The following is a 23,972-nucleotide window of genomic DNA, read 5'->3' as shown; positions in this document are numbered from 1 at the left end:
ACTCCGTGCCGATCGAGCCTATCGAACGACCGGCATCGCCACCCCTGTATCCGTTCCACACCAACCTCAGCCAACGCGCTGCCATCGAAAACGCTCTGCGACATCCGATTTCGGTAATCGATGGCCCGCCCGGAACCGGGAAGACGCAGACGATCCTCAATCTGATCGCCAACCTCATCGTCGACGAGTCGAAGACCATAGCCGTGGTCTCCTCGAACAACGCCGCGGTGGACAATGTCCACACCAAACTCGCCGAAGCGGGATTCGGTTATGTAACAGCGAACCTCGGCCGGAAGTCAAAGCGGGAGCGATTCTTCGCGGAGCAAGATGAACGGAATCGTAGAATCGAGGCACTGCAGGCATCGACTCCGGTCCCGCTGCCCCGAGCCGAAGAGATGGACCGGCGGGACAACCAGCTCGTTGGCCTGCGAGAAATCGAACGGGAAGTCGCACAATTACGTTCGAAGCTGGCTGCGTACTCGCTGGAACGTAACCATTTCGTGGGATACCTCGATCGACACGAACTGCCTGGTCAAGAACGGTTGCCGGTACTGCGGTGGGGTTCGGACAAGATCCTCGCCTTCATCGCCGCCACCGATCCGGAGCTGGCTCCAACCAGCGGCATCTCGCACTTGGTCGAACGAATCGGCAACTACTTTCGATTCCGATCGATGCGCTCGATCGATCCGGGTGATGTAGATGTCGTCCTGCGTCTGCAGCAGCTGTACTACGACACGAGGATCGCCGAACTCGAGCGACGAATTACCGAACTCGAGAAATCCCTGGATCGATCGAAGTTCGAGAAGCTGGTAGAGGAACAACGCACGCTGTCCGTGGACTGGCTCACCGAGCATCTGCGACGCCGCTACGCAGGGCGGCCAATACAGCGGTACGGCAACGGATTCCGCGGCAAGTGGGACGAATTCAGCCGCGACTACCCTGTCGTCTTGAGCACCTGCCATTCACTGGAACGCAGCATCGGCAACGGGAAACTGGTCGACTACCTCGTCATCGACGAAGCCTCACAAGTCGACCTGCTCGCAGCCGGAGTGGCACTGGCATGCTGTCGCAATCTGGTAATCGTCGGCGACCTCCAGCAGTTGCGGCCCGTCATCGAGGATGGGATCCGAGAATCCTCCTGCCCACCCACACCCGCCGCCGAGTATCACTACCACGGGCACAGCATCCTGTCCTCGGTGATCGAACTGTTCGGAGATCGACTCCCGCGCGTCATGCTGCGGGAACACTACCGGTGCGATCCGACCATCATCGGATTCTGCAACCGGAAGTTCTACGAAGACAACCTCGTTCCCTACACCCGCAGCACATCCGGGTACCCGGCCATGGTGGTGGCACGCACCGTGGAAGGCAATCACATGCGTCAGTTCGACATCGGGGGCGGGCGCATCAATCAGCGAGAGATCGACGTCATTCGGCAAGAGGTATTCCCGCGATTCTGCTCCGACTTCGAACCGGAAGAGATAGGGGTGACCACTCCCTACCGCAAGCAGGCGGATAGAGTTACCGACGCACTGATCGCGAGTATCGAGGCCGATACCGTGCACAGTTTCCAGGGCCGCGAAAAGAAGGCCATCGTGATGACCACGGTCCTGGACGAATCGAAAAGCGGCCATGTGGGCTTGAGATTCGCTGACGCCGCGGAGCTGGTCAACGTTGCGGTCTCCCGTGCGATGAGACGTTTCGTCCTGGTGACGAACCACGCCATGCTGCCCCGGAGCAGGAACCTTCGCGATCTAATCGGCTACATCCGGTACCAGAATCCCACCGAGGAACTCTTCGACAGCTCAGTGGTATCGGTCTTCGATCTACTCTACCGGGACTATTCGGCTCGCCTGCGTTCGCGGGCCACCCGCCTGCGGGGAAAATCAAGTTACAAATCCGAGGACATCATGCGGACAGTCCTCGAAGATCTACTGCAGGAGAACCATTTTCAAGGACTCTGGTTCAGGGAACAGGTATACCTCAAGAACCTGTTGCCGCACACCGACCGCCTCACCCCGGAGCAACAGCAGTTCGTCCGGAACCGCTCATCAGTCGACTTCGACATCTTCAACCGCGTCACCAAGGACCGCATCTGCGTAATCGAGGTGGACGGATTCAAGTACCACGAGAACAGGCCCGACCAACTCGCCCGCGACGCACTCAAGGACGCGATCTGCGCCACCTACGACATACCGCTACTCCGGTTCCCCACCACCGGCAGCGGGGAGATCGAACGTCTACGCACCGAACTGATCTCGCTCGTGGACAATCAACGCACATCGACGAGCAGCATGTGACGGCATGCGTTCGGCGAGGTTCCTGCGGCCGCGCGAAGACACGGTCAAATGACCAAGAGCAGTAGAACAGCGACCGCTCCGGCGATGACAACGGCCGTAGGCCATCGCCGCCGTGCACGAATCTCACTTAACCCGCTGCTTGGCGGCAGCTCCGGTCTACTGGACTCGGGCAGAGCCCAATATCGGTTCGCCCGCCGGAGCGTTGTCGAATCAACGACTGCGAAGACTCCCGACCCGCCCTCGGTACCGACGTACAACACGTCGTTCCTGCCCGTGTGCGGACCGTATCCCTGGGACACTCGACCCGCGATCAACGACCCTGATTGAGCTGTCGTCCACCAGAACCAGGCGTCACGGGACAAACCGGTACCACCCAGGCGCACACTGGCTTTCGTTCCCCTACGTCCGCTTTGATAGACCCGATCGACGGACAGAATCGAAAGCCCTTGCGAGGCAGCGTAGTTCCGAAAATCATCCAGAATTCTGGCTGCTCGGGCGTCCTTGCGCCGCAGCCACCTCATCAAGCTCCCCACCGTAGCGAGAATACTCGGCTCTGGCACGGGCTCTCCGATATCCACGGCCGATCCGTCGCCACCAAGGGCGCTCTCCGCAACAGTTAGTCGATGTCGCCTAGGTAGTCGAGGTAGTCTTGATCAGCTTGGTCCAGATGGTCCAGATGGTCCAGATGGTCCAGATGGTCCAGATAGTCCAGATAGTCCAGATGGGCTTGATGGGCGTCTTCACGCTCACGATCCAGATCATCCTGGTAGTCCTGATGATCGTCCTCATCCAGACGATTCAAATACTCCAGATACTCTTCGTAGTGCATACGCTCCCGCTCCCGTGCAGTCACCACTTACGACCGACCGCGCAGGTTCGGCCCACACCTTGGCGCCGCTGTCGACATCAGCCACCTCGGCTGCGAAGGTCGCCGTTTCAGCCGCTTGGGCAACGCATCGCTGAACTTCAAGCTCACCATTGATCTCTCGGTTCGGACGAGCCGGGGTCTACACGGATGTCTCGGACACTTACGGTTGGGACATCACCAGACGAGCGAATGGCCCGGACTCTGCCGAATGCGCGAACTCATGCTCATCACCAGCGTCTTGCCGGGGCTCGGACAGCGGCCGGAGATCGCGGCCGAACACCGGTACTGTCCCCACGTTGCGACGTGAAACGCATGGTCCTCATTGGCATCCCGACCGCTGACCATCAACCCTCAGCACCACCAGTGGCGGCGGCAGAGACGACTTTCACCGCCGCCCCCGCCGCTACTGCTTCCATTGTTCGAATAATCGTGGGGCGGATCATCATCGGTACCGGGTTTCCTGTCCGCTCCCCACCTCTGGCGGCGCTGCTCGTCTTCACGATCCACACGCACACGGCAGTCGGCGATTGCTCCGACGCGACTGTTCCACGCAGCGATGTCGGCGGCAGACAATGCGTCGATGTATGCGGCGGTCTCAACCGTCGCGCCGGCGCGGACCGTCAGGACTTGCTCGGCAACCGGTGGCGCTTCCTCACTTCGCCGAATCGGCGGATCCAGCACAGCGTTGCCTTCCGCGACGAGTTGTTCGTTGAGGCTGATGCCGTATGGGTTCTCGGTGGCGTCCTTGCCCGGCTCTGCCAGATGGATGTATGCCTCTTTGGGGCCGGACGGCGCGGACTGCGGTTGCGACCACACCACAGTCACCGAGGCTCCGATGGGAAGCGAAGCTGCCAAACGCAATTCGAAAACTCGCAAAAGCTCGGAACCGCAGCTGCCATGCGAGGCGGTATGCGCCAACTTGACATCAATCTTCTTAGTGCCGACTTTCACGGTGATCCGGTACGACGTGGGCGAGCCATCAATGGTTGCCACGAATCGGGCAAGCGCCGTGGGGTCTTTCGGCGCTGCGCTCGTGGACACGGTTCGCCCCGTCGACGTGGTGGCCTGCATCTTGCCCTTGTCCTGATCAGTCATCGAGCTGACGCACCCGCCGAACAGCAGCAGCACCACCGCACCGACGATCTATGGCCATTTCTTCTTGCTTGGGCGCCGGGGTGCCCCGGGGCCCTCTGCGGGCCGCGGTAGAGCGGTGTTCCGGGATGTCGGTTCGGACGTTGATAGGTCACTCGTGGTCCCTTTAATTAATGCGGATATCACCCCCTGCGACACACGGATCGATGGCACGCCTGACCCACTCGATAGCAGATGAGCACGGAAGTACCTGCGCCTCAGAGAAACTCGAATTCATCTACCGCAGCGCAATGAGCGGTCACCCGGCCGTCTAGTAAGGCGGAACATCAACGCCCCGGCGTGTTCGGCTGGGATCGAAAGAGCGGGGCTTCGGGCAGGCCCGAACCACCAGCCAGGTAGTCGGCGTTCTGCTCGTCGGCCCGTCTCCGAAGTGCGTCCTCGAATCCTCTCTGCTGGACCCGTTTCCGGGCCGCGACGGCGCGCTGCTGCTCGATCCAGCGGAAGGCCGTGTTGGTCAGCCAGATCGCAGCGATAACAAGCGCGACAAGACAATAGATCTCGAAGAGCAGCGTGTAGACGAACACCATCGCCATCGAGTAGAGCAGGGCGAGAATCAGGCTTCGGGGCGGCCGGTAGGCCGGGAACAAGCGCCGCGTGCCCGTGTCGATACGGAACGTCCCCAGTTCGACTTGCATGACCACCTCGATCGTGAACCAGATTCTTAGGCGCCACCCACCGTGAAGGATCGAGGCGTCGCTGTTCTCCGGATCCCTGACGGAATCCCACAGCGCTCAATGATCAGACGGCCACGATCTCGAAGACAGGGTCGAAAGTCCCGAAGGAGCCCCAGTCAGCTGCCGCAATTCGCACCGACCGGGCTGTGCCCACCCATATCAATCCACCCGAGAAGAGCGAGAGACCAGCAAACTTGCTGGTGGGCGCAGAGGGGTTCGAACCCCCGACCGCTGGTGTGTAAAACCAGTGCTCTACCACTGAGCTATACGCCCGAGTCCGCGCCCGCCGGACGAGAGCGGGGACGGAAGTGCTGGTTGCCCCGAGGCAACCCAGCGGGTTAAGAATCTAACGCAGCGAGGGCTTTCTCCCAAGCTGCCTGGTCACGGGGTTCGCCGGGGCCGTTCATTTCGGAGAAACGGATGATGCCGTCTTTGTCTACGACGAAGGTGCCGCGGTTGGCGAAGCCGGATTTGTCGTTGAAGACGCCGTAGGACTGGGCTACGGCGCCGTGCGGCCAGAAGTCCGAGAGCAGGGGGAAGGTGTAGCCCTGCTCCGCCGCCCAGATCTTGTGGGTGGGCGGCGGACCGACGGAGATCGCGAGGATCTCGGCGTTGTCGTTCTGGAACTTCGGCAGTTCGTCACGGACCTTGCACAGCTCACCCTGGCAGATACCGGTGAACGCCAAGGGGTAGAACACGATCAGGACGTTCTTGTGCCCGCGGTAGTCCGAGAGGCTGACGTCCTGGTTGTTCTGGTCCTTCAGCGTGAAATCCGGTGCGGCCGTGCCCTCTTCGAGTGGCATGCGCGGTCCTCCTGTGATCGATGCGGCGCCTACGATCCCGGCGTGGGCGCACCGGCGGGCAGCACGGGCCCACCCCCACAACCTTAATCGAGCCGCCGGTCAGCGCTGCTTCGAGGGCGTCTTGGGCTGCGTGAGTTTGGTGCCGGTCCAGTCCCCCAGACTCACCGGTGTGGTCGAGGTCAGGCCGGCCGTGGGGGCCGACTCCGCGATCTCGCTCGGATCCACGTGGCCGGGATGTCCGGTCTTGGGGGTCAGCACCCAGATCACGCCGTCGTCGGACAGCGGGCTGATCGCGTCCATCAGCTCGTCGGCGAGATCACCGTCACCGTCTCGCCACCACAGCATGACGACGTCGACCACCTCGTCGGTGTCCTCATCGACCAGCTCGGAGCCGACCACCTCCTCGATGTCCGCCCGCAGGCCGTCGTCGGTGTCCTCATCCCAGCCCAGTTCTTGGACCACCATTCCGTGTGAGATGCCAAGCTTCTGAGCGTTGTTCTGCGCGTCCGCCGCGGCGACCACGGTGGTGTCCTCCTCAACTGCCGACAATAGATAGGTGCAAGCGAACATGGTTATCGGCCGCAGCGCAAGCCGATCGGCCCAACTACATTCCGAAATGTCGCGTAATAAGACGCATCGTCCGAGGTCGGACCGGTAAGCCGGTCACCGTGCGGGACAAGCATTCCGCACCGTGTTGAGCGCGTCGTTGACGCGCTTGCTGGCGTCGTTGAGCGGTCCGACGGGTGCGGTGTAGGTCATCTTGCGCGATTCCTCCGCCAGCGCTCGCGCCGCCACGACGTAGTCGGTGAACTTCTGCCCCAGGTCCGCGGGTAGGGCCTCGCCCGAGGCGGTCACGCGGCTCTCGACCGTGCGGGCCGCGTTCTCCAGCGTCTCCGCCGCGGCGTCGCGCTTGGCGTCCTGATCGGGCGCGTTGGCGTCGTGGGCGTCGACGAATTCGTTGTACTTGGTCACCGCGACGCCGGACAGATCGCGGAACGGGCTGCAGTTCTCGGAGACGGCCTTGTCCTGCGCGGCCGCCTTGGCCGAGGACGTCGCCGCTGCCGACGACGCCGCCATCTCCGACCGGAACGATGCCGCGTCCGCCTCGTTCACGGTGGCGGTACCGTGGACTGAGCTGGAGCATCCCGCTACCACCAGTCCTGTGCCGACCGCAAGGGTCGCGCACGCCAACCCGAACCCGCGTGGGTTCAGCAGTTTCATCATCCTCCCCGCTTCTCGACCTCGGCGGTGTCCATCGGGCGTTGTTCACGGTGCGCACACCGCAGTTGCCTGGAGAACGGTACTGGATTTCCGGCTGACATGATGACCTGGGACGCATCATCGACAAGGATGTGAGGTGCGCCCCACCGTGAGGCACGGACAACCCGCCCACCAGCGCGGCTGTCCGGGGTTAGAGCCATCCGCTTGTCCACCCCTGTACGAGGAGCTTTGATTTTGACAGACGTGATGCACCCGAAGTCGTCGAGTTCCACCGCCAACGGCGCAGCCGCCGATTCGGAGTCGGCGCCCGCGCGTCCGGCCGGTGCCCGTGTGCGTGTGATCCGCGAGGGGGTGGCATCGTACCTACCGGACATCGACCCGGAGGAGACCGGCGAATGGCTGGAGTCCTTCGACGAGATGCTCGACCGCGAGGGGCCGGGACGTGCGCGCTACCTGATGCTGCGCCTACTGGAACGCGCCGGTGAACGCCATGTCGCCATCCCCGCGCTGACCTCCACCGATTACGTCAACACCATCCCCACCGAGAACGAGCCGTGGTTCCCCGGCGACGAAGAGGTGGAGCGCCGCTACCGCGCCTGGATCCGCTGGAACGCCGCGGTCATGGTGCACCGCGCGCAGCGGCCGGGAATCGGTGTGGGCGGCCACATCTCGACCTACGCGTCGTCGGCGGCGATGTACGAGGTCGGCTTCAACCACTTCTTCCGCGGCAAGGACCACTCCGGCGACGGCGACCAGATCTTCATCCAGGGGCACGCCTCCCCGGGTGTGTACGCCCGCGCGTACCTCGAGGGCCGGCTGTCGGAGGATCAGCTCGACGGGTTCCGCCAGGAGTACAGCCACGGCGGTCCGGGTCGCGGGCTGTCGTCGTACCCGCACCCGCGCCTGATGCCCGACTTCTGGGAGTTCCCCACGGTCTCCATGGGTTTGGGCCCGATGAACGCCATCTACCAGGCCCGGTTCAACCACTACCTGCACGATCGCGGCATCAAGGACACCTCGGATCAACATGTCTGGGCGTTCCTGGGCGACGGTGAGATGGACGAGCCGGAGTCGCGCGGCCTGATCCAGGTGGCCGCCAACGAGGCCCTGGACAATCTGACCTTCGTCATCAACTGCAACCTGCAGCGCCTGGACGGCCCGGTGCGCGGCAACGGCAAGATCATCCAGGAGCTGGAGTCGTTCTTCCGGGGCGCGGGCTGGAACGTCATCAAGGTCATCTGGGGCCGCGAGTGGGACACGCTGCTGAGCGCCGACCGTGACGGCGCGCTGGTGAACCTGATGAACTCCACCCCCGACGGCGACTACCAGACCTACAAGGCCAACGACGGCGCGTACGTGCGCGAGCACTTCTTCGGTCGCGACCCGCGCACCAAGGAATTGGTGAAAGGCCTGTCGGACCAGCAGATCTGGAACCTCAAGCGCGGCGGCCACGACTACCGCAAGATCTACGCGGCCTACGCGGCGGCGCTGGCGCACCAGGGCCAGCCGACGGTCATCCTGGCCAAGACCATCAAGGGCTACGGCCTGGGCAAGCACTTCGAGGCCCGCAACGCCACGCACCAGATGAAGAAGATGACGCTGGACGATCTGAAGGCGTTCCGCGACGTGCAGCGCATCCCGTTCACCGACGAGCAGCTCGAGGCGGACCCGTACCTGCCGCCCTACTACCACCCCGGCCAGGACGATCCGGCCATCCAGTACATGCTGGACCGGCGGCGCACCCTGGGCGGTTTTCTGCCCGAACGACGCACGGCAGCAAAGCCTCTGCAACTTCCCGGCGACGAGCCGTATCGCTCGGTGCGCAAGGGTTCGGGCAAGCAGAACGTGGCCACCACGATGGCCTTCGTGCGGCTGATGAAGGAGCTGTTGCGCGACAAGGAGATCGGCAAGCGGATCGTGCCGATCATCCCGGACGAGGCCCGCACCTTCGGGATGGACTCGTGGTTCCCTTCGTTGAAGATCTACAACCGCAACGGCCAGTTGTACACATCGGTCGACGCGGAGTTGATGCTTGCCTACAAAGAGAGCCAAGTGGGCCAGATCCTGCACGAGGGCATCAACGAGGCCGGATCGACCGCCTCCTACACCGCGGTGGGCACCTCCTACGCCACCCACGGCGAGCCGATGATCCCGCTCTACATCTTCTACTCGATGTTCGGTTTCCAGCGCACCGGCGACGGACTGTGGGCCGCGGCCGATCAGCTGACACGCGGATTCATCCTCGGAGCAACCGCCGGGCGAACCACCCTGACCGGTGAGGGCCTGCAGCACAACGACGGTCACTCGCTGCTGCTGGCGTCCACGAATCCGGCCTTCGTGGCCTACGATCCGGCCTTCTCCTTCGAGATCGCCCACATCGTGCGCGACGGCCTGCGCCGGATGTACGGCGGCGGCGAACCCGCGCCGGAATCGACGGTGCTGCCCGGCACCCACCCGAAGATGGCGAACGACACCTTCGGCGGCGAGAACATCAGCTACTACATCACCATGTACAACGAGCCCTACCCGCAGCCGGCCGAGCCGGACGACCTCGATATCGAGGGCCTGCTCAAGGGCATCTACCTGTACAAGCGCGGTGGCGAGGGCGAGGTGCGCGCGCAGATCATGGTGTCCGGCGTGACCGTGCCCGACGGGCTGCGCGCGCAGGAACTGCTGGCCTCGGAATGGGGTGTGCAGGCGGACGTGTGGTCGGTGACCTCGTTCAGCGAGTTGCGCAAGGAGGCGCTGGCGAAGGAGATCACCGCACTGCGCGACCCGAACGCCGATCCCGGCATTCCCTATGTGACGCAGGTACTTTCGCGAGCCGAGGGCCCGTTCGTCGCCGCCTCGGACTGGCTGCGCTCGGTACAGGACCAGATCCGCAAGTGGGTCCCCGGCGACTATGTCACCCTCGGCACCGACGGCTTCGGCTTCTCCGATACGCGCCCGGCCGCGCGGCGCGTATTCAATGTGGACGCGCAGTCGATCGCGGTCGCCGCGCTGCAGGCGCTGGGCCGGGCGGGCAAGGTGGACCAGGCCAAGGTCGCCGAGGCCGAGGCCCGCTACCGCATCGGCGACGTCGATGCCGCGGAGAAGTCGACCAACACCGAAGACCAGCCGGCGTGAGCGCATCGGGCGCGGGGGCACGGCCGCCGCAGGAGAGTATGGAGTAGTGGAACGTAAACCGCCGCGGCCGCGCCGGATCACCGACACGTCCTCGTCACACGAGGTATATCTGCCGACCGGCGCCCTCTCGCCGTATCAGCAGACCCGCGATCCGCTGCCGGACACGCTGCTGAAGCGGGTGAAGCAGTTCTCCGGGCGATTGTCCACCGAGGCGATCGCGTCGATGGAGGACCGGCTGCCGTTCTTCGGTGATCTGGACGCCGCGCAGCGGGCCGGCGTCCAGATGCTGGTGCAGACCGCGGTGGTGAACTTCCTGGAATGGCTGCAGGACCCGGAGAGCGATATCCGCTTCAGCCTGGACGCCTTTCAGGTGATCCCGCAGGATCTGGCGCGGCGGCTCACCCTGCGCCAGACCGTCGACATGGTCCGGGTGGCCATGGAGTTCTTCGAGCAGTGGCTACCGGCGCTGGCCCGCAACGACCGGCAGCTGGTGGCACTGACCGAGGCGGTGCTGCGCTACGGCCGCGAACTCGGTTTCGCCGCGGCCTCGGTGTACGCCAGCGCCGCCGAGTCCCGCGGCGCCTGGGACACCCGGCTGGAGGCACTGGTCGTCGACGCCGTTGTGCGCGGCGACACCGGGCCCGAAATGCTCTCGCGCGCGGCCACATTGAACTGGGACGCCACCGCGCCGGCGACGGTGCTGGTGGGCATACCCCCTAGTGACCAGGTCACCGTGGTCGGCTCGGTGCACACCCTCGCCGCCCGGCACGGCCGCGCGGCGCTGGCCGTCATCCAGGGATCGCGGCTGGTCATGGTGGTCAGCGGGAATCTCGGCGATATCGGCTACCCCTCCCCGTTCCTGGTCGATCTCCTGGCCGAATCGTTCTCGGAGGGCCCGGTGGTGATCGGCCCGACCACCCGCACGCTGTCGGCCGCGCACGTCAGCGCGGTCGAGGCGATGGCCGGAATGGAGGCGGTGGTGGGCTGGCGCGGGGCGCCGCGACCGGTACACGCCTCCGAGTTGCTACCCGAACGAGCCCTGCTCGGAGATCGTGCTGCGGTCGAGGCTCTCAACGAGTATGTTGTGCTACCGTTGGCCGCCGCCGGGTCGGCCTTGGCCGACACCCTCGATGCCTATCTCGATTGCGGCGGAGCCGTCGAGACGTGTGCACGCCAGCTGTTCGTTCATCCAAATACGGTCCGTTATCGGCTGAAGCGAATCGCCGACATCACCGGCCGTGATCCGATGAATCCGCGAGACGCGTACGTGCTCCGGATCGCTGCGACAGTAGGTCGCCTGACACGAACTCGTAACGAATCGCCAACTTCTGCCCCAGAAGCCTCTTCGGGCACCTTTTACGAAGATGGGGTGTAACGACTCCGGGTAGGGGGTCGATCCCGGCGAGCCACATGCCGTTTTGTGGGGTCCACACAAAAGCGGTCCGAAACCTTCATCGGCGTCGACATCTCGCCGAAGGCCCTCCACGGTGTTTTGTTAGAGGCGTGATCGCGTTGTACGCCCCAGGACAGGGCTCCCAGACACCCGGCATGCTCGCGCCTTGGCTCGATCTTCCCGGCGCGCGTGACCGTCTCGAACTGTGGTCCAAGGCTTCCGGCCTGGACCTGGTGCAGCTCGGCACCACCGCTACCGCGGACGAGATCAAGGACACGGCGGTGACCCAGCCGCTCGTGGTCGCCGCGGCGCTGCTCGCCTACGCGGAGATCTCCGACGCCTCGGTGCCGGCGGACACCATCGTCGCCGGCCACTCGGTCGGCGAGTTCGCCGCCGCGGCCATCGCGGGGGTCATCACCCCCGACGAGGCCGTCACGCTGTCGGCCATCCGCGGTGCGGAGATGGCCAAGGCGTGCGCGCTGGAACCGACCGGCATGTCCGCCGTGCTCGGTGGCGACGAGGCCGCCGTGCTCGACCGGCTCGCCGAACTCGACCTCGTCCCGGCCAACCGCAACGCGGCCGGCCAGATCGTGGCGGCGGGCCGGCTGGACGCGCTGGCCGAACTCGCGGCGAATCCCCCGGAGAAGGCACGCATCCGCGCGCTGCCCGTCGCCGGCGCCTTCCACACCGCGTTCATGGCTCCGGCTCAGGACGCCGTGGCGGAGGCCATCGCCCAGATCACCCCGGGCGAGCCGACCCGGACCCTGCTGTCGAACTTCGACGGCAAGCCGGTCACCTCCGGGCGCGACGCCGTCGACAAGCTCGCCGCGCAGGTCACCCGACCCGTACGGTGGGACCTGTGCACCGAGACGGTGCGCGCGGCAGGGGTCTCCGCGGTGGCCGAGCTGCCACCGGCCGGAACCCTGGTCGGCATCGCCAAGCGGGAGCTGAAGGGCACCCCGAATCTGGCCCTGAAGACCCCCGAAGACATCCCCGCGTTGGCCGAACTGTCGGCAAACGGTTAGCTTTCCACGCGGTGCGCAACGATGCGGCCGCGAATGAGACGGACGGAAACGCCCGGCCGTCTCGGATCGACAAAGAAAACAGACCGAAACCATCGGACCCCCCGAGAGTAATAAGAAGGGAGCCACCAAGTGGCCGCTCTGACCCAGGAACAGATCGTCGAAGAGCTCGGCAAGATCATCGAAGAGGTGACCGGCATCGAGCCCTCCGAGGTGACGATCGAGAAGTCCTTCGTCGACGACCTGGACATCGACTCGCTGTCGATGGTCGAGATCGCGGTGCAGACCGAGGACAAGTACGGCGTGAAGATCCCCGACGAGGATCTCGCCAGCCTCAAGACCGTCGGTGACGCGGTCAACTACATCCAGAAGCTCGAGGCCGAGAACGCCGACGCGGCCGAGGAGCTCAAGGCCAAGTTCGGCCAGGGCGAGTAAGGGCCCGATACCGTGACCACTCCTTCCACCTTGAACGGGAACTTTCCCAACGTCGTCGTAACGAGCCTGGCGGCGGCCACGTCGATCGCGGGCGACGTCGATACGACGTGGAAGGGTCTCCTCAACGGCGAGAGCGGCATCGACGTTCTCGACGGGGACTTCATCGAGGAGTACCAGCTCCCGGTGCGCATCGGCGGCCGGATCAAGCTCAATCTCGAGGATGAGATCCCGCGCGTCGAGCGTCGGCGCATGTCCTACGTCGAACAGCTGGCGTTCGCCCTCGGCAAGAAAGTCTGGGAGAACGCCGGTGCGCCGGATGTCGACAAGGAGCGTCTCGGCGTCGCCATCGGCACCGGCCTCGGCGGCGGCGACGCGCTCATCGACTCGGTCGACAAACTGAAGAACGGTGGCTACCGCAAGATCTCGCCGCTGGCAGTTCAGATGGTCATGCCGAACGGGCCGTCCGCCGTGGTGGGTCTGGAATTGCAGGCCCGGGCGGGAGTGGTCACACCGGTCTCGGCGTGTTCGTCGGGTTCGGAAGCCATCGCGAACGCATGGCGGATGATCGTCATGGGCGACGCCGACATCGTCGTCACCGGTGGCGTCGAGGGCTACATCGACGCGGTGCCGATCGCGGCGTTCTCCATGATGCGGGCGATGAGCACGCGCAACGACGATCCGAAGGCGGCCTCGCGGCCGTTCGACAAGGACCGTGACGGTTTCGTCTTCGGCGAGGCCGGCGCGCTGATGGTCATCGAGACCGAGGAGCACGCCAAGGCGCGCGGGGCCACCATCCACGCGCGGCTGCTGGGTGCGGGCATCACCTCGGACGGTTTCCACCTCGTCGCACCGGATCCCACGGGTGACGGCGCGGCGCGGGCCATGCAGCGCGCGATGCGTTCGGCGGGGCTGTCGCCGCAGGACATCACGCACATCAACGCGCACGCGACCGCCACACCGATCGGTGACACGGCGGAAGCGAACGCGATCACCAAGGCCGTCGGCAACCACGCCTCGGTCTACGCGCCCAAGTCCGCCCTGGGCCACTCGATCGGCGCCGTCGGCGCCCTCGAGTCGGTGCTCACCGTGCTCAGCATCCGGGACGGCATCGTGCCGCCCACGCTGAACCTGGAGAACCAGGATCCGGAGATCGACCTCGATATCGTGCACGGCGAGGCCCGCCGGCAGGAGATCGAGTACGCGATCAACAACTCGTTCGGTTTCGGTGGGCACAATGTGGCGCTCGCCTTCGGCCGGTACTGACCCGTATCGGTCAATTCCACAGCGATCCCGGTGGGGTTTCCGGTAGCGGACAACCCGCGAAAACCCCACCGGGGCTTCCACATTCGCAGCCGCGTGAGCGACTCCACATTCCCTCGAGGAGAGAACGCGATGACCATCATGGCCCCCGCCGCGGCGGACGCCACTACCGATCCCCGGGATCCACTGGGTCGGTTGCAGCGCTTCTTCGACCCCGGCACCGTTCTCCCGCTACATCCTCGTGACAAGTCCGGCGTGCTGGCCGCGATCGGAGAGGTCGACGGTGTCCGGACCGTCGCCTACTGCTCCGACGCCACCGTCATGGGTGGCGCCATGGGCGTCGAGGGCTGCAAGCACATCGTCGACGCGATCGACACGGCGATCGAATCCAAGATCCCCGTCGTCGGCATCTGGCACTCCGGTGGCGCCCGGCTGGCCGAGGGCGTCGAGGCGCTGCACGCCGTCGGCACCGTGTTCGAGGCCATGGTCCGCGCGTCGGGCCTGGTCCCCCAGATTTCGGTGGTGGTCGGCTTCGCCGCCGGCGGCGCCGCCTACGGTCCGGCGCTGACCGATGTCGTGATCATGGCGCCCCAGGGCCGCATCTTCGTCACCGGCCCCGACGTGGTGCGGTCGGTGACCGGCGAGAACGTCGACATGGAGACGCTCGGCGGCCCGGTCACGCACGGCAAGAAGTCCGGCGTGTGCCACATCGTCGCCGACGACGAGGACGACGCCATGCACCGCGGCCGCCGGTTGGTCTCGATGTTCGCCGAGCAGGGCGAGTTCGATATGACCGCCGCCCAGCACGGCGACGTCGACCTGAAGGCCATGCTGCCGGCGTCGGCCAAGCGCGCCTACGACATCAAGCCGGTCATCCACGAGCTGCTCGACAATGTCGACGGCGAGTCCTCCTTCGAGGAGCTGCAGGGCGGTTACGCGCGCAGCATCGTCACCGGCCTGGGCCGGCTCGGCGGTCGGACCGTCGGTGTGCTCGCGAACAATCCGCTGCGCATGGGCGGCTGCCTCACCTCCGAAAGTGCCGAGAAGGCAGCGCGTTTCGTGCGGCTGTGCAATTCCTTCGGCATTCCGATGGTGGTCGTCACCGACGTGCCCGGTTACCTGCCCGGTGTCGGCATGGAGTGGGAGGGTGTGGTGCGCCGCGGCGCGAAGCTGCTGCACGCCTTCGCCGAGGCGCAGATTCCGCGCGTCACCCTGGTGACCCGCAAGATCTATGGCGGCGCCTACATCGCCATGAACGCTCGCTCGCTGGGCGCGACCGCGGTGTATGCCTGGCCGGAGGCCGAGGTGGCCGTCATGGGCGCCAAGGCCGCGGTCGGCATCCTGCACAAGAAGGCCATCGCCAAGGCTCCGGAGGAGGAGCGCGAGGCGCTGATCGAGCGGTTGACCGCCGAGCACGAGGCCATCGCCGGCGGTGTCGGCCGGGCCTTGGCCATCGGTGTCGTGGACGAGGTCATCGACCCCGCCAAGACCCGCTCCACCATCGCCGCCGCGCTGGCCTCGGCGCCGGCGAAGGCCAGCAACAACAAGAACATTCCGCTGTAAGCGGTTGTGCCGCAAGGGGCGGGCGGTCCGGTGTCTCCGGGCTGCCCGCCCTTTTGTCGTATGCCCTGTGGACTACTCGCGGGCTGTGGACAACCTCCGTCGCGAGCCGGGTCGCCGTCGCGTCCGGCGCGTAGGCTCCCAGACGTCCGCACACATACCGCGGCACCATCGAGGGGGATCACATGAACGCGGAAGAACAGCTCGCCGAGATGCGCACCGACCTGCTCGCCGCGCAGCACGCGCTGGAACAGGCGCACGACGACTACCGCCTCCTCCGCGACGACTACGTGCTCATGCAGTACGAGCAGATCGCCATCCGGCACGAGGTCATCGAGCTGGAACATCTGGTGCGCGAGAAGATGCGGGCCATGGCCGAGGAACTACGCCTACTCCGGGGCGACGAGGGCTCGCCGGACAGCTGAGGGGCGGTGGCCTCCGCTCAGCCCACGTCGCGGCGCAGCCAGGTGACCTCGGCGCCCTCGCCGCCCCAGCGGAAGGGCTCGAGGTCGTCGTCCCAGGGGGTGCCGAGGGCGTTGTCGATCTCGGCGGCGATCTCCGCCGGGGTGTGCCGGCCGCGCTCGCGCGCGACCCGCACTATTTCCCGCAGGCGGTTTTCTCCCACCATCACATCGCCGTTGGCGCCCGTGGCGCCGCGCCACAGACCGAGGCCGGGAGCGAAACTGTAGCGTTCGCCGTCGACGCCTTCGCTGGGATCCTCGGTGACTTCGAAACGCAGTACCGGCCATGCCCGCAAAGCGGTAGCAATCCGAGATCCGGTGCCCACCGGCCCGACCCAGTCGGTGGTGGCGCGCAACTGGCCCCGTGCGGCGGGCTGCGATGTCCAGCGCAATTTCGCGGGGGCCTTCAATGTCGACGAGAGCGTCCACTCGATGTGCGGGCACAGCGCCGCCGGCGACGCATGGATGTACACCACACCAGACGTCGCGTCAGCGAACTGATTCGATGCGCGCACCTGTACCTCCAGCTTCGACGTAGGACGTCTTCCCCAACATCCCGTCGAGCCGGTGCGTTGCCCGAGTTTACTGGAGTGCCCGGTGTTACGGGTGTTACTTTTCGGCCGTGTCGCGTGACGTCGTGATTTCGTCGATCACCGCGTCGCTGAACGTCGGCCACACCGCGCGGGCCCAGTCGCCGAAATTCTCGTCACTGAGCGCCACGCAGGCCACCCCTAGCGCCGGGTCCACCCACAGGAACGTGCCGGACTGCCCGAAGTGCCCGTAGGTGCGCGGCGAGTTGGCGGCGCCGGTCCAGTGCGGAGTTTTGTGGTCGCGGATCTCGAATCCCAGACCCCAATCATTGGGGCGTTGCGTGCCGTACCCGGGCAGCACCCCGTTACGGCCGGGAAATTGCGTCTCGGTGGCCTCGGCCAGCGTTTGCCCGGAAACCAGTGTGGGTCGCAGCAACTCGCCGGCGAAACGCAACATGTCGTGTAGCGAGGAGCGCGCCGCGTGTCCGGCAGAGCCGGTGAGGACGGAGGATTTCATTTCGAGTGGTTCGAATACTGCCTCGTGCAGATAATCCGCGAAGTCGATTCCGGTCTGGTCGGTCACGAACTGCGCGAGGCACTCGAATCCGGAACTCGAGTAGATGCGCCGCTCCCCCGGCTGGGCCATGATCACGTTGGTGTCGAAGGCCAGCCCGGAGGTGTGTGCCAGCAGGTGCCGCACCGTCGATCCCGGCGGCCCGGCCGGCTGGTCCAGTTCGATGGCGCCCTCCTCCACGGCCACCAGAACCGCGTATGCCACAAGCGGTTTCGTCACCGAGGCGAGCGCGAAGACCCGCTCCCCGTCGCCCTCCACCTCGATGCTGCCCTGCGGGGCCACCACCCCGGCGGCGGCATGCCGAACCGGCCACTCCCGAATCTGTTCCAGCGCTCGCACCCGCACGAGCCTACGACCCGCCTTCCCTGCCCCCACAACGGGATCGGCGTGTCCCGCTGAGATTTTCACTCCATGAGGTCGCGCGCCATGTCGAACAGCTCGAGGGTGACGGCGTGCAGGAAATCACCGACCTGCTTGGGCGCCTTGCCCGCGAAGGCGCGAGCGTGCGTGCCCTCCAGGACGATGCCGAGTTTGAAGCAGGCCAGCACCGTGTACCAGGTGACGTTGCTCAGATCGCGGTCGGAGAATCGCCCGTAGTGCTCGATCATCTCCTCCGGCGTCGGCAGCCCGCCGACCTCACCCAGCTTGCCGATCAGCGTGCTCCTCGTGCCGCCCGGCTCCGGCCGGGTGGCGATCTGCCAGCCCAGGTCCAGCAGCGGATCACCGATGGTCGACATCTCCCAGTCCACCAGCGCCGCGACCTCGGGCCGGTCGTAGGAGAACATGATGTTCGCCAGATGGCAGTCGCCGTGCAGGATGCCCGGCCGCCAGTCGGCGGGCCGGTTGCGGTCGAGCCAGTCGCCGACCCGCTCGACGCCCGGAATCTCCGGTCCCGGGTAGCCCTCGTTGGTGCTGTAGGACTCGAGTTCGCCCAGCCAGCGCGAGACTTGCCGCTCCAGGAAGCCTTCGGGTTTGCCGTAGTCGGCCAGTCCGAGCGCCCGATAGTCCAGCGCGCCGAGGCGCGCGATGGCCTCCACCGCCGACAGCCCCATCTGCCGCCGCACCTCCGGATCGTCGGCGTACAGCGCGGGCAGCTCGTTCTGCGGATTGAATCCGGTGATCGGTTCCATCAGATAGAACACCGCGCCGAGCACCGATTCGTCGGGACACGCGGCGATCACCTCGGGCGCACGCACCCCGGTGCCGGTCAGCGCCCCGAGCAGCCGGGCCTCCCGCCGGATCACCTCATTGCTCTTGGGACGCAGGTGTTTCGGGCCGCGGCGCAGTACGTAGTCGCGCCCGCCGCGGGCGAATCTCAGCATGATGTTCTGGGTGCCACCGCCCAGCGCCGTCACGTGCTCGAACTCGCCGCCGGGCAAGCCCTGCTCATCCATCCATTTTCCGACGATGGTGAAGTCGACGACGTCACGGTCCACTTCGGCCGGTTGCACCACAGACATGCCCCACATTCTGCACCAACGACCACAGGCAACTGAAGGCATCCGCCATCAATGCGGTGTGCGGGCGGTTCGCCCACACCGGATACGGTGACATCATGAGCACGACCCGCTCCCATCGGTACGGGAGCCGCAGCGTACGGCGGTCTTGTCGGTGACCGTTCCACCCCTGCGCACACTGCTCGTCGACAACTACGACTCGTTCACCTACAACCTCTATCAGCTCATCGCCGAGGTGAACGGCCTCGAACCGGTCGTGGTCCGCAACGACGCGGCCGAGGTGCCGCCGTTGACCGGCTTCGACAACATCGTGATCTCCCCCGGCCCGGGCCGCCCGGACGTGCCCCGCGATTTCGGCATCTCGCGACGCCTCATCGCGGAGGCCGACCTGCCGCTGCTCGGGGTGTGCCTGGGACACCAGGGCATCGTGCTGGCGGCGGGCGGGACGGTAACCGCGGCCCCGTCCGCCCGGCACGGCCACCCCGACCGGATCACCCACGACGGCCGGGATCTGTTCGCCGGGGTGCCCGCCGGATTCACCGCGGTGCGCTATCACTCGCTGTGCGCGGCCCAGCCCCTGCCCGAGGCCCTGGAGATCACCGCAACCTCTCCCGACGGCGTCGTCATGGGCGTCCGGCACCGCGACCGGCCGCAGTGGGGCGTGCAGTTCCACCCCGAATCGGTCTCCAGCGAGCACGGCGCCGCGCTACTCCGCAACTTCGCCCGGCTCACCCGCGACCACGCCGTCCGCCACAGACCCGGGCGACGCCCCGATCGTGCTTCGGTCGAGGCGTCGCGCGGGAGCGTTCCGCGCGCAGAGCCCGCGGAGCGCGTGGAGTTGCGGGTGCTGCACGAGGTGGTGGGGCGGGCGGTCGACGGCGAGGCGGTGTTCGGGGCGCTCTACTCGGCCTCGACGGACGCGTTCTGGCTCGACAGCGCGCATGTGGAACCGGGGCTGGACCGGTTCTCCTTCCTCGGCGACGCGGCGGGGCCGCTGGCCGAGGTGGTGCGGTACCGGGTGGGCGACGGATGCGTGGAGGTGCGGTCGCGGGCGGGGCGGCGCGTGGTCGCCGGAACGGTGCTCGACTATCTGTCGGACGGCCTACGCCGGCGAACGGCCCGATTACCCGATGTGCCTTTCGATTTCGCGGGCGGATACGTCGGCTACCTGGGTTACGAGGTGAAGGCCGACTGCGGGGGCGCCGCCGCGCACCGCTCCCCCACTCCCGACGCGCAGTGGATCTTCGCCGACCGCCTGATCGTCATCGATCACCTCGCGGGACGCACCCACCTGATCGCCCTCACGGACTCGGATTCCCTTGCGGCCAACCAGCATTGGCTTGCCGAGACCCGCGCCCTGCTCGGCACGCTGCCCGCCTGGTCCGAGCCCGAGCCGTTGCCGCTGCCCGCCGACGAACAGGAGGTCGCCGCCGGAGCCGGGCGCGGCCGCGAGCGCTATCTGGCCGATATCGAGGCCATCCGGGCGCAGTTGCGGGCCGGGGAGACCTACGAGGTCAATCTCACCGACAACGTGCGCGTCGCCGACGACGCGGACGGCGCGGCGGTGTATCGGCTGCTGCGCCACCGCAACCCGGCGCCCTACGCCGCGTTCCTGCGCTTCGGCGATCTCGAGGTCGCGTGCTCGTCGCCGGAGCGGTTCTTGAAGGTGAACCGCACCCGGATGGTGGAGAGCAAACCGATCAAGGGCACCGCGCCGCGCGGGCACACCCCGGCCGCGGACGAGAACCTGCGCCGCGCATTGGAATTGGATCCGAAGACCCGCGCCGAGAACCTGATGATCGTGGACCTGCTGCGCAACGACCTGGGCCGGGTCTGCGAGGTCGGCAGCGTGCACGTGCCCGAACTCATGACCGCCGAGAGCTACGCGACCATGCACCAGCTGGTGTCGACGGTGCGCGGCCGGTTGCGCCCGGAGGTCGACGTGATCGGCTGCCTGCGTGCGTGTTTCCCCGGCGGGTCGATGACCGGTGCGCCCAAGCTGCGCACCATGGAGATCATCGACGGGCTGGAAACCGAAGCGCGCGGGGTGTATTCGGGCACCATCGGCTTTCTCGGGCTGAACGGCACGGCCGACCTCAATATCGTCATCCGCACCGCGGTCCGGTACGGCGGGCAGTGGCGGATCGGGGCGGGCGGGGCCATCGTGCTGGACTCCGACGCGCAGGCGGAATACCACGAGATGGTGCTCAAGGCCGCCGCCGCGCTGCGAGCGGTCGCGGCGGCACGGCGGTCGAATCCCGCCGTGGCGTCCTCCTGAACGCGCGCTTCACCAGCGGAGGCGTCGAGTTTCCGGCATGTCGGCACCCCCTGGCATAGTTCGGATCACGATGACAGCCACCCACAGCGGCTCCACGCCGGTACCGACCTCGCTGCTCACCGTGCTGCTCTCCTGGCGGTCGGGGCACACGGTGGACGCGCACGCCCTGCTGCTGTCGGACAGCGGGCGAGTCCGGTCCGAGCGTGACGCGGTGTACTTCAACGCGCCCCGGCATCCGTCGCAGGCCGTCACGCTGGATCAGCAGCCGCTGCCGGGGACCGCGCGGCTGTCGGTGTCGCTGCCACGCACACCGGCCGAGGTCACGCGCATCGTGGTCGCGGGGTCGGTCGAGGAGGGTGAGCTGGCCGCGGTGCCGGGGCTCACGATCAGCGTCGAGGACGCCGCCGGGCTGGTGGCGCGGGCCGATATCGCGGCCGCGGCGGGCGTGCGGGCGATGGTGCTCGGCGAGTTCCATCGAGGCGAGGATCGCTGGTGGTTTCGCGGCGGTAGCCTCGGAAAGGCCGGGCTCACGGAGCTTTTCACCGATTTCGGCGTCCAGCCCGGCCGGTCCGTCTCACTGCACCGCACCACCGTCGATGAACGAGTGGGCGAAATCTTCTCGCCCCCAACGGATTCCGACCGTCCCGACTGGCATCCGGACCCCGGCGGCAGCGCCGCGCTGCGCTGGTGGGACGGCACGGCGTGGACCGAGGAGACCGCACCGCCGCGGCCGTCGGACCCGCGCGCCTGCAACCGATGCGGGCGGCGACGCGGCTGGCGGGTCCTCGGCCCTCCATCGCCGTGCCGGGCCTGCGCCGCCGAGATAACGGAGTACCTGCGCGGCTGGCGCGCCCGAGCCTGGCGCGTCCTGACCGGCGCCGGCCCGCGCTCGCCCGAGTGGGCGGACCTGTGGACCGCGCTGCGTTATCGGCACATCCCGCCCGACACCGGCCGAGCGGCGCTCCGGGATCCGGGCCTGGCCTGGCTCGAGCGGCTCACCGCGTTCGCCGGGGCCGACGGCGAGGTCACCGCCGATACCGTGGACGACTTCGAGACGGTCGCCGAGTCGTTGCGGCTCACCGGCCCGACGGTCGACGAGCTGCGCCGCCGCCTGCATCGCGGCCGCGCACTGTCGCGGTTGCGCGCCGGCATGCTGCCGTTCGTGCGCGCGGCCGACCTGCATCTGGACCCGGAGGAGCGGGTCCACGTGGACGTCGCCGCGGTCCGTGTCCGGCACCTGGCCCGCGGGCCGAAAACCACTGCGGGACGGCTGATCTGCTCCAACAAGAAGCTCCGGTTCGTCGGCCCCGAGGCGGGCGTGGAACTGCCGTGGGCGCGCATCGTGTCCGTCACCGCCGCCGGGGGCACCGTCTCGATCTCGGCGACCTCCGCGCGCGGCGGGGCCGACTTCGAGGTCGACGACGCGGAACTGGTGGCCGCCGCGATGGAGGGTGCGCTACGGGTGGCCAAACGGCTCGCCCTCGCGCCCGGTCGCCGCGACCGCCGCTCCATCCCGCCGGAGATCAAAGCCGAGGTCTGGCGCCGCGACGGTGGTCGTTGCGGCGAGTGCGGCGCCACCCACTACCTCGAGTTCGATCACGTCATCCCGCTCAGCCGCGGCGGCGCGACGAGCGCGGCCAACCTGCAGATTCTGTGCCGCGCCTGCAACCGCGCCAAGGGCTCACGGATCTGAACGACTATCGAGTTGTCCAGGCGGGTTCCCGGTGGACGGCCCAGGTTGATCGGTTGCGCGCCGCACGTCGTTGTCCGGCACCACCTCCGACACGTGCGCCGTTGCACGCGCCTGCCGTCTCGACACCCGCCTGGTACCGGGATTCCCCGTCTTCGCCCCTGAAACCTCTCGCTGCTGACGAAATCGTTCCCACCCGGACCGCCCCTGATCGCAGCCTCGGCCCCAGCTGACGTTCCGGCAGCAGCGGGTCGATCCGGTTCAGGAGATCGTCATCGAGCTACCCCGATCTCAGGAAAGATGTGCCCGGTCAGCTGGCGAGCGCGGCATGGTTCGCGGAACGGATTGCCGCGGTGACCGTTTCGGGGGATTCCAGCATGACCAAGTGGCCGCAGGACGGCACGGTGAGTGCCGCGGCGGGATTGAGCGTCTCGTTGAGCCGGGCGCCCGCCGCGGGCGAAAGGATGCGGTTCTGCTCGCCCCAGATCGTGGTCATCGGCGGAAAGGCCGGGCCGGGCCGGAATCGGTCGAGTTCGCCGAGACGGTGCAGGTCGCGGGCAATGGCGGCCGCCGGCAGCAGGCGCCGGGGTTCGGTCCAGCGCCGGCGCAGCCCGGCGGCGAACTCGGCGCCTTGTTCGCGCCCGACCGAACCGAACTGCTCACGCACCACCAGACCGGCGACCGCCCCGGGCAGCCGAGTCATTCCGGCGACCGACTCGACGCGCAGATACCGCGCCGCACGGGCCGTCCAGCCGGTCGGGGTGGGCCGCAGCGTGGCCGCGGTGAGCGGGCTGCTCAGCACCAGCGCCCGGACTCGCTGCGGATTGCGGCGGGCGTACAGCAGCGACAGCGCGCTGCCGAAACAGTGGCCGACCAGGGTGATGTCGCGCAGCCCCTGGGCGTCGACGAATTCCGACACCATGCGCAGATAGTTGTCGATGGTGTATCCCGAGTCGGGCAGATCGGAGTCGCCGTAACCGATCAGGTCGAGGGCATACACGGAATGCGTCTGCCGCAGCGCCCGGAACTGTTCCGACCAGATGGTGCGATCGCCACCGATGTTGTGCAGGAACAGAATCGGGTCGCCGGAACCGGCGTGGTCGTACGCGATGGACACGCCGTGGTAGTCGAACACCGGCATCGGGCGCTCTCCTCATTGAGTAGCGAT

Annotated in this window: 20 protein-coding genes and 1 tRNA gene; 10 read left to right on the top strand and 11 right to left on the bottom strand. The window is 66.8% G+C overall.

The window, feature by feature from the left end:
- The first annotated feature begins 5 nt into the window (after positions 1 to 5).
- A complete protein-coding gene (locus ACFMRZ_RS32890) occupies positions 6 to 2,300 on the top strand; it encodes an AAA domain-containing protein (RefSeq protein WP_400182108.1) in 2,295 nt (764 codons plus the stop codon).
- Positions 2,301 to 2,916: 616 nt separating this feature from the next.
- Here the strand turns inward: ACFMRZ_RS32890 and ACFMRZ_RS32885 are convergent.
- From ACFMRZ_RS32885 to ACFMRZ_RS32855, 7 genes are all read right to left on the bottom strand, one after another.
- Positions 2,917 to 3,102: a hypothetical protein gene (locus ACFMRZ_RS32885; protein WP_400182107.1), complete on the bottom strand. Its 186-nt coding sequence runs from the start codon at positions 3,100 to 3,102 to the stop codon at positions 2,917 to 2,919.
- A 417-nt stretch (positions 3,103 to 3,519) separates the two neighbouring features.
- Positions 3,520 to 4,299, bottom strand: coding sequence for a hypothetical protein (locus ACFMRZ_RS32880; protein ID WP_400182106.1), 780 nt, complete (start codon positions 4,297 to 4,299; stop codon positions 3,520 to 3,522).
- A gap of 287 nt (positions 4,300 to 4,586) precedes the next feature.
- The gene (locus tag ACFMRZ_RS32875) at positions 4,587 to 4,955 is read right to left on the bottom strand and encodes a hypothetical protein (protein WP_400182105.1); all 369 of its coding nucleotides are present in this window, start codon (positions 4,953 to 4,955) and stop codon (positions 4,587 to 4,589) included.
- A 237-nt stretch (positions 4,956 to 5,192) separates the two neighbouring features.
- Positions 5,193 to 5,267, bottom strand: a tRNA-Val gene (locus ACFMRZ_RS32870).
- A 65-nt stretch (positions 5,268 to 5,332) separates the two neighbouring features.
- The gene (locus ACFMRZ_RS32865) at positions 5,333 to 5,797 is read right to left on the bottom strand and encodes a peroxiredoxin (RefSeq protein WP_280271883.1); all 465 of its coding nucleotides are present in this window, start codon (positions 5,795 to 5,797) and stop codon (positions 5,333 to 5,335) included.
- A gap of 99 nt (positions 5,798 to 5,896) precedes the next feature.
- On the bottom strand, positions 5,897 to 6,319 hold the full coding sequence (locus tag ACFMRZ_RS32860; protein ID WP_280271960.1) for a DUF3052 domain-containing protein: 423 nt from the start codon (positions 6,317 to 6,319) through the stop codon (positions 5,897 to 5,899).
- 141 nt (positions 6,320 to 6,460) lie between these two features.
- Positions 6,461 to 6,910 (bottom strand): hypothetical protein, encoded by a 450-nt coding sequence (locus ACFMRZ_RS32855; protein ID WP_280271884.1) that lies wholly within the window; start codon positions 6,908 to 6,910, stop codon positions 6,461 to 6,463.
- A 354-nt stretch (positions 6,911 to 7,264) separates the two neighbouring features.
- Here ACFMRZ_RS32855 and aceE point away from each other — a divergent pair, with 354 nt between their 5' ends.
- The 7 genes from aceE to ACFMRZ_RS32820 all read left to right on the top strand — a co-directional run bounded on the left by aceE (position 7,265) and on the right by ACFMRZ_RS32820 (position 16,239).
- Complete coding sequence (aceE, locus tag ACFMRZ_RS32850; protein ID WP_400183026.1) at positions 7,265 to 10,144, top strand: pyruvate dehydrogenase (acetyl-transferring), homodimeric type; 2,880 nt, start codon at positions 7,265 to 7,267, stop codon at positions 10,142 to 10,144.
- Positions 10,145 to 10,190: 46 nt separating this feature from the next.
- Entirely contained in the window at positions 10,191 to 11,519 is a 1,329-nt protein-coding gene (locus ACFMRZ_RS32845; RefSeq protein ID WP_400182104.1) for a PucR family transcriptional regulator, read from the top strand.
- Between the two features lie 128 nt (positions 11,520 to 11,647).
- The gene (locus ACFMRZ_RS32840) at positions 11,648 to 12,562 is read left to right on the top strand and encodes an ACP S-malonyltransferase (RefSeq protein WP_280369352.1); all 915 of its coding nucleotides are present in this window, start codon (positions 11,648 to 11,650) and stop codon (positions 12,560 to 12,562) included.
- 129 nt (positions 12,563 to 12,691) lie between these two features.
- Positions 12,692 to 12,994, top strand: a complete 303-nt coding sequence (gene acpM, locus ACFMRZ_RS32835) for a meromycolate extension acyl carrier protein AcpM (protein ID WP_187684323.1) — start codon at positions 12,692 to 12,694, stop codon at positions 12,992 to 12,994.
- Positions 12,995 to 13,006: 12 nt separating this feature from the next.
- On the top strand, positions 13,007 to 14,257 hold the full coding sequence (locus tag ACFMRZ_RS32830; RefSeq protein ID WP_280271886.1) for a KasA/KasB family beta-ketoacyl-ACP synthase: 1,251 nt from the start codon (positions 13,007 to 13,009) through the stop codon (positions 14,255 to 14,257).
- Between the two features lie 129 nt (positions 14,258 to 14,386).
- On the top strand, positions 14,387 to 15,817 hold the full coding sequence (locus ACFMRZ_RS32825; RefSeq protein ID WP_280271887.1) for an acyl-CoA carboxylase subunit beta: 1,431 nt from the start codon (positions 14,387 to 14,389) through the stop codon (positions 15,815 to 15,817).
- A gap of 182 nt (positions 15,818 to 15,999) precedes the next feature.
- Positions 16,000 to 16,239: a hypothetical protein gene (locus ACFMRZ_RS32820; RefSeq protein ID WP_400182103.1), complete on the top strand. Its 240-nt coding sequence runs from the start codon at positions 16,000 to 16,002 to the stop codon at positions 16,237 to 16,239.
- Between the two features lie 17 nt (positions 16,240 to 16,256).
- Here the strand turns inward: ACFMRZ_RS32820 and ACFMRZ_RS32815 are convergent, their stop codons facing one another.
- From ACFMRZ_RS32815 to ACFMRZ_RS32805, 3 genes are all read right to left on the bottom strand, one after another.
- Positions 16,257 to 16,790: a DUF3145 domain-containing protein gene (locus ACFMRZ_RS32815; protein ID WP_187684327.1), complete on the bottom strand. Its 534-nt coding sequence runs from the start codon at positions 16,788 to 16,790 to the stop codon at positions 16,257 to 16,259.
- Between the two features lie 94 nt (positions 16,791 to 16,884).
- A complete protein-coding gene (locus ACFMRZ_RS32810; protein WP_400182102.1) occupies positions 16,885 to 17,718 on the bottom strand; it encodes a serine hydrolase domain-containing protein in 834 nt (277 codons plus the stop codon).
- Positions 17,719 to 17,783: 65 nt separating this feature from the next.
- Positions 17,784 to 18,833 carry a phosphotransferase family protein gene (locus tag ACFMRZ_RS32805; RefSeq protein WP_400183025.1) on the bottom strand — a complete coding sequence of 350 codons (1,050 nt, stop codon included), beginning with the start codon at positions 18,831 to 18,833 and terminating at the stop codon, positions 17,784 to 17,786.
- 172 nt (positions 18,834 to 19,005) lie between these two features.
- Here ACFMRZ_RS32805 and pabB point away from each other — a divergent pair, with 172 nt between their 5' ends.
- On the top strand, positions 19,006 to 21,114 hold the full coding sequence (gene pabB / locus ACFMRZ_RS32800; RefSeq protein WP_400183024.1) for an aminodeoxychorismate synthase component I: 2,109 nt from the start codon (positions 19,006 to 19,008) through the stop codon (positions 21,112 to 21,114).
- Positions 21,115 to 21,184: 70 nt separating this feature from the next.
- Positions 21,185 to 22,807 carry a TerD family protein gene (locus tag ACFMRZ_RS32795; RefSeq protein ID WP_400182101.1) on the top strand — a complete coding sequence of 541 codons (1,623 nt, stop codon included), beginning with the start codon at positions 21,185 to 21,187 and terminating at the stop codon, positions 22,805 to 22,807.
- A 307-nt stretch (positions 22,808 to 23,114) separates the two neighbouring features.
- On the opposite strand, the gene ACFMRZ_RS32790 is transcribed toward ACFMRZ_RS32795, so the two are convergent.
- The gene (locus ACFMRZ_RS32790; protein WP_400182100.1) at positions 23,115 to 23,945 is read right to left on the bottom strand and encodes an alpha/beta fold hydrolase; all 831 of its coding nucleotides are present in this window, start codon (positions 23,943 to 23,945) and stop codon (positions 23,115 to 23,117) included.
- Positions 23,946 to 23,972 lie beyond the last annotated feature (27 nt).

This window comes from Nocardia sp. N2S4-5, assembly GCF_044628355.1.
Lineage (GTDB): Bacteria > Actinomycetota > Actinomycetes > Mycobacteriales > Mycobacteriaceae > Nocardia > Nocardia wallacei_B.
This window is presented reverse-complemented; position numbering and strand designations above follow the sequence as displayed.